Source organism: Terriglobus roseus (assembly GCF_900105625.1).
GTDB lineage: Bacteria > Acidobacteriota > Terriglobia > Terriglobales > Acidobacteriaceae > Terriglobus > Terriglobus roseus_B.
Genome location: NZ_FNSD01000001.1, coordinates 97,934 through 109,901 on the forward strand (window position 1 = coordinate 97,934; position 11,968 = coordinate 109,901).

6 protein-coding genes and 1 tRNA gene are annotated in these 11,968 nt (G+C 59.1%); 1 reads left to right on the plus strand and 6 read right to left on the minus strand.

Annotated elements, in window-relative coordinates; translation table 11 throughout:
* Positions 1–5 precede the first annotated feature (5 nt).
* From BLW03_RS00435 to BLW03_RS00455, 5 genes are all read right to left on the minus strand, one after another.
* Entirely contained in the window at positions 6–1,916 is a 1,911-nt protein-coding gene (locus BLW03_RS00435) for a TolC family protein (protein ID WP_074651840.1), read from the minus strand.
* Positions 1,913–4,453, minus strand: coding sequence for an ABC transporter permease (locus BLW03_RS00440; protein ID WP_074651841.1), 2,541 nt, complete (start codon positions 4,451–4,453; stop codon positions 1,913–1,915). The genes BLW03_RS00435 and BLW03_RS00440 overlap by 4 nt, the downstream gene beginning before the upstream one ends.
* Before the next feature lie 21 nt (positions 4,454–4,474).
* A complete protein-coding gene (locus tag BLW03_RS00445; protein ID WP_074651842.1) occupies positions 4,475–5,185 on the minus strand; it encodes an ABC transporter ATP-binding protein in 711 nt (236 codons plus the stop codon).
* Between the two features lie 16 nt (positions 5,186–5,201).
* A complete protein-coding gene (locus tag BLW03_RS00450) occupies positions 5,202–6,461 on the minus strand; it encodes an efflux RND transporter periplasmic adaptor subunit (protein ID WP_074651843.1) in 1,260 nt (419 codons plus the stop codon).
* 225 nt (positions 6,462–6,686) lie between these two features.
* A tRNA-Ser gene (locus BLW03_RS00455) sits at positions 6,687–6,774 on the minus strand.
* A 124-nt stretch (positions 6,775–6,898) separates the two neighbouring features.
* On the opposite strand from BLW03_RS00455, the gene BLW03_RS00460 reads away from it, so the two are divergent.
* The gene (locus BLW03_RS00460; RefSeq protein ID WP_074651844.1) at positions 6,899–8,809 is read left to right on the plus strand and encodes an asparagine synthase-related protein; all 1,911 of its coding nucleotides are present in this window, start codon (positions 6,899–6,901) and stop codon (positions 8,807–8,809) included.
* A gap of 59 nt (positions 8,810–8,868) precedes the next feature.
* Here the strand turns inward: BLW03_RS00460 and BLW03_RS00465 are convergent, their stop codons facing one another.
* Complete coding sequence (locus tag BLW03_RS00465; protein ID WP_074651845.1) at positions 8,869–11,967, minus strand: efflux RND transporter permease subunit; 3,099 nt, start codon at positions 11,965–11,967, stop codon at positions 8,869–8,871.
* Position 11,968 lies beyond the last annotated feature (1 nt).

Sequence of the window (11,968 nt, forward strand, 5' to 3'; positions counted from 1 at the left end):
CTAGGTTATTGCGCTCGCGCCGTGACGACGCCGGTCCTGGCTGATTCTATCGAAATGCCATTTGCGTTGAGCGTGGAACCGATCGCACGGTCCAGTTCAATCCTTGCCTTTTGATACGACGTCATCGCAGCGACGAGCGTGGATTCCGCTGTTGAAAGGTCTTTTTGGGCACCAAGCGTCTGAACATTTGACCCCGCTCCAAGGTCTTGTTCTTTCTTCGTGATGTCGAAGGTCTTTGAGGCGAGATCACGAGACTTCTGCGCGGCGACGACTCGAGCCTGACTCTGCTGCAGAGCGTACTGCGCATTGCGGACTTCAATGCGGATCTGCTTCTTCAGTTGTTGCAGGCGGAGTTCAGCCTGGCGGGTTTCGAGCTCGGACCGATATTGGTCGGACTTGGCTACGCGGTTGCGAATAGGGACGTTGACCGCGATGCCCACGTAATAGTCCGGTGCACTGTTGTTGAAAGCGTTCGCCATAGACCCGCCAAAGTTGCTGGGAGCTGTCGAGACGACGTTCGATGCAGGGTTCCGCTCGCCGGCCAGGCCTGTGCCTCCGTAAAAACCGGTAAGCGCTACGCTGGGCAGTAGAGCGTTACGTGCGGCATCACGGCTGATACTCCGGTTCTGCAGATCGATATCCGACTCCGAAAGTTCAAGCCGCGCGCTCAGCGCCTGCGCAATGATGTCCTCCGTCGCCTCTGTCGCGGCGGTGACCGGTGTTGTGCTTTGGTCGGTCGGATGGACCGGCATCGCCTCCAGAATGGGATCGTCGAGATTACGCGTCAAAGCGTTCTTGATGAGCAGTTCCTGGAATTGCAGGGCCGACTTTGCGATCGTCAGGTCCTGCTCACGATTCGCTACCTCCGCCTCGTCCTTCATGACTTCCATGGCGGGAATGGCTTCGAGCGCAAGCTGCTTCCGTCCGTTGTCGAGAGTGCTTTGCGCAAAGGCCAACGCCCGATCTTTCACCTGCTCGTCTTCGTAGGCCGCCACCAGATCCCAGTACATGTTGGCGATCTGCGTAACGGTCGTGATGATTTGCAGCTTGAATGCCTCATCCGAGATCTTCTGGTTGTTCTTCGCGATGCGCAGGAAACGCAGATTGGGCCCTAGCCCAAAGCCGGCGAGCAGTTGCTGTTGCACCTGGACGTGATAGTAGGTGTTGAGTGTTGGGTTCAGGAAGGTGTAGGGACTGTTCTGCGCAGTGCGATTATTTTGCAGGACCGCTGAGACGGTGGTTCCGGTAGCGAAAGACTGAACGAAGTTCACGTTGCCATTTACGGTGTTCTGCTGCAGCCGCTGCACTCCATAGACAGAAGTATTGGAGAGGGGCTGCGTGTAGTGCTCAAGGTTCAGGTTCCCGCTGAGCGTGGGATCGTACGACTGCACGTTGGTGCCGGTACCGAGTGTCGATTGCACCAGTCCCGACGCGCCTGAACCTGCACCGCCCGCGCCACCGGAAGTACCTCCAGCGCCGGCGCCACTCGCTGAAGATCCGAAGCCACCGACACCGCCTCCGGGTGTGTTTTGAACGACACCTGTATTCACACCGCGGAAAGATGCACCAGCCCGCGTTCGCAGGATGTCTGCCTGCGCGATCGGCAGGTTGTAGCGCGCGATGGCGATGTCGAGGTTGTTCTCAAGCGCCAGGTCAATGGCGTCGCGCAGCGAGAGTTGGATTGCACCGTCGCGAATCAGAGCGTCGAGCCGCGGCGAGTTGGCCAGGTTCGGACTTGGAACCAGTGTCGCGCGGTAGGTGTTGACGGGATTCCATGAGTGCGGAATATCCAGACGCAACGCGGGCGTAGCCGACGCTGCCGGTGTCTTTGCGGCCGAAGTCGAGACCTGCTGTGCCGGCGTAACCAGCGCGGGTACGAGCATTGCCACAACGATGCTTTGCTTGAAAAATGTCATTCGGTACGCAACGCTTTCACAGGATCAGTAGAGGCAGCACGTAATGCGGGAACCAGACTTGCGACCCACGCAGCGAGCAGCAACGCGCCCACGGCAAAGAGGATGGAGAGTCCATCCACACCAGTAATGCCATAGAGCAACGTCTTCAGGTACCGGCTGCAGAGGAAGACAACAGGAACCCCGATTACAAGGCCCACGATGCTTTGCAGCATGGCCTCCATCATGACGGATCGGACCACAAGCGGTCGGCTTGCGCCAAGCGCCATTCGAATCCCGATCTCTGCGGTGCGGCGCACAACAAGGTACGCTGTGACGCCATAGAGCCCGACCGACGCGAGTGCGAGTGCCAGCAATCCGAACATGCCCGTGAGTCGCGACAACAGACGTTCCTGGTTGAAGCGGCCATCGATCTGTTTCTCAAAAGTGCTGTACTCTACGACCGTCAAATTCGGGTCGATCGCTGCGAAGGTCCGACGGACTTGCGATTCAAGCCCTTCGATCGGACGGTCGAGCTGCAGCATCATGGCACCGACATACAGCGAGCGTACGGAGGGGCCGTCGGACTCGGGCGCCTGCTGCAATAGCGGCCGGAAGTACATGGCGCGCTGCGGCTCTTTCTCGTTGTTGTACTTTGCATCGGTCACGACGCCGACGATCTCGATTTCATGTGCACTCTTCAGACCACCCAGGCCAAAATGATGTCCGATCGGATCCTGCCCATTCGGAAAGAACTTCTTCACGAAGGCCTGATTGACGACTGCGACAGCAGGAGATGTGGCCGTGTCCTGGGGGCCTATCCAGCGGCCACGAACGAGCTTGTGGCCAACAAGCTGCAGGAAGTCCGGGCTCACACGGGTCCAGGACGAACCAATCTGGTCATGAAGGCCCGGCTCGCCTTTGCCTTCAATCTGCACACCTTCACCCCAGTTATTGCCCTCCAGGGGGGAATACGTCGCGAGGCCAACTCGGGCGACTCCCGGGATGGCGCGGAAGCGATCCTGCAGGTTGTCATAGAGCGCTTGCAGTGCCGCAGGTTTGAAGCCTGCATCGTAAGGGCTCAGATGTACCACAACCCGATTTTCGCGGATCACTCCGAAGTCCTGATGTTGCAGCTTGTTCAAGCTGCGCGTGAGCATGCTGGCAGCGACTAACAGAACGAGGGAGAGAGCCGCCTGCAGGATGACAAGCGTCCGCTGCAGGATGGGTGCGCTATCCCGCGTGGAACGGTTGGCTCCGCGCAATGCCTCCGCAGGATCGGAGTGCGAGGTGATCCAAGCAGGTGCAACGCCAAAGACGATGCCGGTCAGCAACGACAGAACGAACGCGAAGAGCAACACCAGCGGTGACGGGCTTGCCTGGATGGGAAGGCCGACGGCATCGGGAAAGGCGAGCGCGATCAGCGCACGCGTGCCCAGGTAGGCAACGACGAGACCCGCGACGCCACCGATGATTGAGAGCGTGATGCTTTCCGTAAGCATCTGCCGAATCAGTGTGGAGCGCTGTGCTCCAAGTGCCATACGGATTGAGGTCTGTGTGCGTCGGGCAAGTCCGCGCACCAGCACCAGGTTCGCAATATTAGCGCAGGCGATAAGCAACACGAGTGCGGAGATCGCCATAAGCAGGTGAAGTCCGGATCCGAAGTTTTGCTGCATATTGCCGACGCCAATGGCGGCGGGAACGATGATGGTGTGAGTTTTCTGCAGATCGGCTTCGGCGCCAGCACGTTTATAGACGCCAAGTTGCGGCAACCACTGTCGGAGTTCACCGCTGACCTTCGCCTGTAGCGGACCGATCTGCACGCCTGGCTTGACGCGGCCCATCATGTAGACCCAGTTGGCCTCGTGGCGATGCAGGATGGACGTCGACGTCATGACTGGCTCGCTCGAGAAGGGAAGATAGATATCCGGCGGAGCATCGTTCATGCGTTCGCCGTAGAAGGCGGGTGGCGTGATGCCGACGACAGTCACCGGATGCGTGTTAACGGCGACCGTGGCGCCGACAATGGACGGGTCACTCGCGAAGATGCGCTGCCAAGCACCGTAAGAGAGGACCGCGGCGATCGGCGCGCCCTCGCGATCGTCCGATGTCGAAAGCATGCGTCCCGCACCCGGCTCAACGCCCAGCATGGAGAAGTAGTTTCCGCTGATGAATTCGCTGCGGACGGAATGCGGCTGCTCTCCCTGACCTTCGCGCCGCACGGTGACCCTGTCTCCGCCAGAGGCCTGCATTGCGGCAAGCTGCTCAAACTCAGGTGTGTGGTCGCGTACGTATTGGTAGAGGTCGTAGGCAAAGATGGAGTACTTGTCTTCGTCCGGAATACCGCCATTGACGCAGCAGTCATCGTTATCACCGATGCGATACAGCATCTTTGGTTCTTTCACCGGCAGGTCGCGCAGCAGCACCGCATTCACCAGGGTGAAGATGGATGCATTGGCGCCGATACCCAGCGCGAGCGTCAGCACTGCGGTAAGGGTGAAGCCCGGGGCATTGCGAAGCTGTCGAAGCGCAAGACGGATGTCGCTGATGAGTTGTCCCATACTGCCCTCCTGGGTGTGCGCTTAGACTTCTGCAAGCAGGCGGTTGAGTTCGCCTTCCGCAACGACCTTGCCGTCGAACAGATGCACCTGGCGCTGTGCATGGGCGGCGAAGCGTGGATCGTGGGTCACCATGCAGATGGTTGCGCCGTCGGCATGCAGCTCTTGCAGCAGCTTCATCACAGCCTCACCATTACGCGAATCAAGATTTCCCGTGGGCTCGTCGGCCAGCAGGATGGAGGGTGTGCCAGCGAGCGCTCGAGCCACAGCCACGCGCTGCTGCTGGCCGCCGGATAGCTGCGCAGGGAAATGACGCATCCGATGCGCCATGTTGACGCGCTCGAGCGCCTCGCCCGCGCGTCGCTTTCGCTCCGTCGCGCTCATACCCGGACGGTAAGTCAGTGGAAGCTCGACGTTCTCGGCAACGGTGAGATCGCCGATTAGATTGAAGCTCTGAAAGATAAAACCAATTTCCTGGTTGCGGATGCGGGAACGGTCCGCGAAGTTTAGATTCGCAACCTGCTTGCCGTTGAGCTGGTACTGGCCGCCCGTGGGCGTGTCCAGCAGTCCAATGATGGAGAGCAGCGTCGATTTCCCGCACCCTGAAGGCCCGGACATCGCAACGTATTCGCCACGTTCGATCGTCAGGTGAATTCCACTCAGTGCGTGGGTCTCGATTTCGTCGGTGTAAAAGACCTTCGTGAGGCCTTCAATGTGGATGAGCGGTTCAGCCATGGCAAGATCCTCCGGACTACTCGATTCGAATGCGGTCAGTGTTGTCCCAACGTGTCATGTCGGAAAGGATGACGGTGTCACCCTCGGTCAGGCCCTCGATGACCTGCAAGCTGTTCACTGAAGCTTTGCCTGCTTTGACAGGTACGCGGATTGCAGACTTGCCGTCGACGGAAAGTTTGAAGAGACTGAGCGTGCTGTTTTCGTTACCACTGGAAGGCCGGCCAACATAGAGCACATTCGTCATGCGGTCGAGGTCAATCGTGCCATCTACGCTGAGGTCAGGCCGCGCGCCCTGCGGCAGTGTGCCAGCCAGTTCGACATCCACGGTTACGGTGCCCGCGACTACCGCAGGATCGATACGCATGACCTTGCCGTTAATGACGCCATTGTGAGTGTCGACCTCAGCAGGCTGGCCGATCTGGATCTCGCGTGCCTGCGTCTCTGCGATCTTCAGACTCGCCTTCAACTGGTCCGGCTGGACGACCTTTGCCAACGTCGTTCCGGGCGCCACATGTTCGCCCACCTGGTGGGGCAGATCAACCAGCACGCCGCTGATGCCGGCGCGAACGCTCAGTGCTTCCTGTTGCTTTTGCTTCAGAGCCAGAAGTGCCTGAGCCTGCTGCACCTTTGTCTGCTGCACAGCCAGCTGGGTTTCGATTGCCTTTTCGTTCAATTGAAGGCGCTGCGCCTCAATGTCATTACGGGTCGTAAGTTCGTCGGCCTTGCCCTTGGAGGCCTTGTAGCTGAGTCCGCTGATGACGCCGAGGTCATAGAGCGACTTGTCCGTGCTGGCTTGCAGCTGCGCCTGATCGTGATCTGCATGCACGGTCGCGGCGCCGGCGCGCTGCGTCATCAGATCGCTCTGAAGCTTGGCGCGGGTATTCGTGTAGTCTGCCTGCGCGGCCTTGAGCTGAAGCTGTGCGTCCAGAAGCTCTTGCTGCACCTGCGGATCAACCAGGTCCATCAGCAACGTGTCCGGCTCAACGCGTGCGCCCGGCAGCACGCGAATGCGGACGACCGTGGCTTCGGTTTCAGCAGGGATGAGACGGATTCGGTCTTCGCGCGGAACAAGCGTACCGGGACCGCGCACCTGCCGTAACATGGGACCGCGCTTTACGGTATCCGTCCAGATCGACGCGCGCTCAACGACGGGACTGGCTGGTTTCAGCCTCAACGCGAACACCGCGCCCGTTGCCACGAGCACAGTAATCACCGCCCCAAGGGTGATCTGACGCCGCAATCGCTTCTTCTTTAGGTCAGGCCTTTGAATGTCCATTCGCGACTGACAAGGTGCACGAAGGGGTCCAAAGAGCAGCTAAGCAGAATGAGCTACTTACGAGGGTAAGGGCTCGAGGAGGATGTTCGATAGCAGAACGCGCTGTCCATTTCCGGACACTCGCAGCGCTCTCTCGTGTCTACCTGCTTAGAAAAGTTGTCGTCGGTTTACTTAGGGGCTTTCACGTCAGACGAGCAGGTCGCTCAAGTCATCGAAAGATAAAGGTGGCGGAGAGACAGGGATTCGAACCCTGGATACCTTGCGGTATACACGCTTTCCAAGCGTGCGCCTTCAGCCACTCGGCCATCTCTCCGCGTAGATCTATTTTACACGAGTGTAAGCGTCACCCCTTTGGGCGCCATGCTTGTTCTTGGAGGCGTGGGCGGGATATGGTTTTTCTCTGGACAGGTGCTGCATGACAGCCCTAAGGAGATCCATTGCCGATCGCAGGATGCCTGGGTGACTCGCCGGAGTTGAAGCGTGCGACCGAGTCTTCACTTCGCCGCATGCAGTTCAAAGAGGGCAGCGAGACGACAGTGCAGGAGTGCGGCAGCGCAATCCTCGGAGCCGTCGCGGACGGCAAGTCGTTCGCTGGGGACGACAACCTTCTTCCTGTCGATGTGGTCTTTGATGGCCGTCTGTTTGAGGGAAGAGAGCTTCGCGCCGCGTTGGAATTGCCCGCAGACTGCAATGAGGCGGCGATTGCGGCATCTGCTTACGTCGCATGGGGAGCGGAGTTTCCGGACCGCCTCGATGGCGAATATGCCTTTGCACTCTGGGACCGTCGGCAGAAGCGATTGGTGCTGGGCCGCGATGCGATGTCTCGGGTATCTCTCTTCTATAGCAGGCCAGAGTCCGGTCTGTGTTTCGCCAGCGAACCCATGGGGTTGATGGGATGGAATGGCGTCGACACTTCATTGAACGAGCGTGCCGTGGCGATGGCACTCAGTCTTACCCCTCCCGAACCTCAGGAGGAGCTGCCAACGCTCCAGAAGGGGATATTTTCCCTAAGGGGCGGACACGTCATGCTCATCGGCTCGGATCGAGCCGAGAGCATGATTGATTTCTGGCAGCCGCTAAAGGTGCCACAGCTTGTAGTCAAGGATTGGCGCGAGTATGGCGATGCACTGCGTGCGGCATTGCTGCGTGCTGTCCGTGTTCGACTGCCGGTGGAAGGCTTGGTGGCGTCGCAGCTGAGTTCAGGCTTCGACAGTTCAGGTGTAACGGCCCTGACCGCGCAAGTGCTTGCACGACAGAATCGTCCCTTGATTGCCTACACCTCCGTGCCCGCGCATTCGGTCAACGCAAAAGAAATCATGGGCGACCGATTCAGTAACGAATGGCCCCTTGCCGCGCAGGTTGCAGCCATGTATCCAAACGTGGAACATGTGGCGGTTCCTACGGATGCCGTCGACTGGTGGGAATCTCTCGATGTGATGGGGGATAACTGCGGGGCACCGGCTGGTTTCATCCGAAACTCCCGATGGTATCTCGGGATCCTGACGGACGCGCAGCGGCGAGGCGCAGTGACTATGATGGAGGGCCAGGCCGGCAACCTGACGTCAAGCTACAACGGCGGTTTTGGTCTCTACGATTTGCGCAGCCGCAAACAGTGGGGCCTGCTCTATCGCGCGTTGCGTAACCGTCGAAAGCATGGTGGAAACTGGAAGTCTTTGCTGAGTTCGACCTGGATGCCGTCGCGCAATGCAATGGCACGCATTCAGCGCCTGCGACGGAGGGAAGTGCCGGGTCTCTTCGATCTATCGATGATGAGGCGGGATTTTTATGAAAATTCGGGCCTGGCGAAGACAGAGCATTCGGCGATGGGCGCGACGGTCGAGGGCGACAGAACCAACGGAGCTGCCTGGCGCTTTTCAATCCTGCGCGCCAGCGAGATGGGCATGATGAGGTCTATGCAGCGACGTGCGTTCGGCATGGAACGGGAAGATCCCACGGCCGACCGCCGCTTGGTGGAACTTTGCCTAGGCATTCCAGATGAGGCTTTCGCGCCAGAGGGGATCAAGCGTGAGCTCTATCGCCACGGATTCCGAAATGATCTTCCTGCGGAACTTCTCTCAGAGCCGTTACGCGGTCTGCAATCGAGTGATTTTCTGCAGATGTTTGAAGCATGGATACCCGAGTGGCGCGCAGAACTTGATCGGCTCGATCAATCGGCACTGGCTGGCATGTGCCTTGATCTGCCGCGGATGCGCAAACTGCTGGACGATTGGCCCACGATGGTAGCGACCAACCGTTCGTCTGCCGACATGGCCTACAACTACACTTTCGGTGGTGCGCTGGCGATGGGACGATTTCTTCGGCGGATGGAAGAGCGAACTGGACAATGATGCAGAAGATGGGGCCGGCGATGATCGCCGGCCCCATCTGTTTGTGGTGAAAGTTGCGTTTACACGTGCTCCTGGTCGAAGTGCTTCGGGATGCGGCGTGCCATGAGCGGCGTAAGTAGCAGGACCGATAACACCGTGGTGAGCATGCCGCCGACGACGACGCGTGCCAGCGGCTGTTGTGCCTGTGCTCCGATGCCGTTGCTGATCGCTGCAGGTAGCAGGCCGAGACCCGCCGACATACATGCCATCAATACCGGACGCATCTCGTCCAAGGCGCCTTCACGCAAACCAGCCTTTGCGCCGTGATGTTGCTGAGCGCGCCGGATACCCGAGAGAAAGACGACCGCGCCCAACGTCGCAACGCCAGTGAGCGAGGTGAAGCCCACGGCCGCCGAGATGGAGAACGAGGTGTGCGTGACCAGCAATGCAAGGATTCCGCCGATGGCCGCGAAGGGGAGCGTCGCCAATACAATGAACGCATCCAGCCATGTGTTGAACTGCGTGTAGAGAAGGATCAGGATGGCGAGCAGGCTGATGGGAATGATGAGTGCCAGCCGCTTCTGTTCCTTCTTCAGCGAGTCGAACTCGCCAGCCCACGCGTAAGTGTAGCCGTGGGGCAGCGTGATCTTGTCATTGAGCTGCTTCTGCAGATCAGTGATGGTGGCGGCGAGGTCACGGCCACGCACACTGAACTTGATGGGAATGTAACGCCGGCCGGCCTCACGATAGATCTGGAAGCTGCCCTGGCGCACCCCGATGTCCGCAACGGAGGAGAGCGGCACGGAGCTGCCATCACCAGCGGGCAGCATGATGGATCCCACGCTGTCCGGACTGTTGCGATACTGGCTTGGATAGCGCACGGTGATGTCAAAGCGGCGGTCGCCTTCGATCATCTGTGTGACCGGCGCACCGCCCACCGCAGCCTGGATCGCTGCGTTGACGTCTGCCGGTGCAACCCCGTAACGTGATGCCTTCGCACGATCCACGCGAACCACCAGCGACGGCTGTCCATCGACCTTGAAGATGCCGACATCCTGCACGCCTTGCACATGCTCCATCACGTTCTGTACGTTGATCGCCTGCTTGCTGAGCACGTCCAGGTCGTCACCAAAGATCTTCAGTGAATTCTCACCCTTGACGCCGCTCATGGCCTCTTCCACGTTGTCCTGGATCTGTTGTGAGAAACCGAAGACCGCGCCCGGGTACTTGCTGAGCTGGTGCTGCATCTGCTCGATCAGCTTTTCCTTGGAGCCGTGAACATCCTTGGGCCACTCGCTCTCGTCCTTCAAATCTACGAGGAACTCAAGGTTGTTGAAGGTCGTGACGTCCGTGCCGTCATTGGGGCGTCCGAGCTGCGAGACGACCTGCTTGACCTCAGGGAACTTGAGGAACTCCGCGCGGAACTCATCAACGGTCTTCGATGCGAGATCGAAGGAGACATCCTGAGGCAACGTTGCGCGAATCCACAGATTGCCTTCTTCCAGCGGCGGCATAAATTCGCCGCCAACTGCGTAGATGAACAGGAACCCCGCAACCACCAGTGAGATACCCGCGGTGATCCAGACCAGCCTGGAGTGGCGCAGTGTCAACGTGAAGGCACGGTTGTAGTAATGGCGAAACCAGTTCGAGAGCCACGTGCCTTCGCCGGCGTGCGCGTCCTCTGCTTCGGGAACTGCAGCGGGTGGCCCCTTCGGTGCCAGCACAAATGCGAGTACAGGAGCGAACACCAGGCCGAAGAGCAGGGCACCAATGAGTGCGAAGCCATACGTCACGGACATGGGCGCGAAGATCTTGCCGGGCACGCCCTCCATGGTGAACAGAGGGATGAACGCGACAAGGATGATCGCGGTCGAGAAGAGCACCGGCCGTGAAGCTTCCTGCACCCCTTCGATAATCAATGTTGCCAAATCATCTTCTGGCAGCCGCCGCGAGAGTTTGCGGTGGATATTTTCCAGGACGACGATCGAAGCGTCGACAAGAATGCCGAAGTCGATCGCGCCGATGGAAATCAGGTTTGCAGAGTGGCCGGTGGCGGCCATCATCGAGAAGGCGAACAAGACCGCGAAGGGAATCGTCGCTGCCGCAATGATGGTGGTTCGTACGTCGCCCAGCATGAAGAGCAGGATCAGCGTCACGAGCACAAGGCCGGTGATGATGACGTGCTTCACAGTGTGTTCCGTGCGGTCGATCAGGTTGGTGCGATCGCTGATGGTGTCGATGCGCATACCGGCTGGGAGCAGGCCGTGGTTGAGATCCTTGATCTTCGCCTTCAGGCCCTCAAGCGCCGGAATCGACTCCTCATCCTTGTTGAGCAGCACGATGCCTTCGATGACGTCACTCTGCTTGTTTCGACCGATCTTACCCAGCCGCTGCTGCGAACCCTCCTTCACGGTCGCAACATCGCCAACAAGCACGGGGACGCCCTTGTTCTGCGCGATGACGATCTGTTCGATATCGCCAACGGTATGAAGCTGCCCGACAGCGCGAACGTTGACGCTCTGTTCTCCCAGTGTGACGTAGTTGCCACCAGCATTTGCGTTGGAGTTGCTGACAGCCGTCGTCAACTGCGGTAGCGTCACTCCATGTGCCAGCAGCTTTTGCGGATCAGCCTCGATCTGGTACTGCTTTACTTCGCCACCGAAGGTGGTGATGTCGATGATGCCGGGTACCTGCTTCAGCTCGCGCCTTACAAGCCAGTCCTGCGTGGCTGTAAGGTCATTGAGTGTGTAAGGACCGGTAAGTTGATAACGGTAGATTTCGCCAATTGGCGACCAGGGCGATAGCTGCGGCTGCAGTCCCGTTGGAAGCTGGATTAACTGCAGGCGATCCAGGACTTCCTGGCGATCGTGGAAGTAATCACTGTTGAAAGTGAAATAGAGCTTCACATCGCTAAGCCCGAAGATAGAAATCGATCGCACACCATCGAGGTGTGGCATACCGAAGAGCGAGGTTTCGATGGGTGCGGTGACCTGCTGTTCCATCTCCTCGGCAGACCACGCAGGATTCTGCGTGATGATTTCGACGAGTGGAGGCGAGGGATCCGGGTACGCTTCGACGTCAAGCTGCAGCGCACCAAAGGTGCCTGCAACTAACATGCAGGCGAGCAGGATCAGGACCAGCGCACGCAGGCGCAGGAGAAGGCGAATGATGGCTGCCATC

What these genes read in the sequence shown, in the direction of transcription:
- BLW03_RS00435 (WP_074651840.1), bottom strand. Translation starts at nt 1,916, where the DNA reads ATGACATTTTTCAAGCAAAGCATCGTTGTGGCAATGCTCGTACCCGCG.
- BLW03_RS00440 (WP_074651841.1), bottom strand. Translation starts at nt 4,453, where the DNA reads ATGGGACAACTCATCAGCGACATCCGTCTTGCGCTTCGACAGCTTCGC.
- BLW03_RS00445 (WP_074651842.1), bottom strand. Translation starts at nt 5,185, where the DNA reads ATGGCTGAACCGCTCATCCACATTGAAGGCCTCACGAAGGTCTTTTAC.
- BLW03_RS00450 (WP_074651843.1), bottom strand. Translation starts at nt 6,461, where the DNA reads ATGGACATTCAAAGGCCTGACCTAAAGAAGAAGCGATTGCGGCGTCAG.
- BLW03_RS00465 (WP_074651845.1), bottom strand. Translation starts at nt 11,967, where the DNA reads ATGGCAGCCATCATTCGCCTTCTCCTGCGCCTGCGTGCGCTGGTCCTG.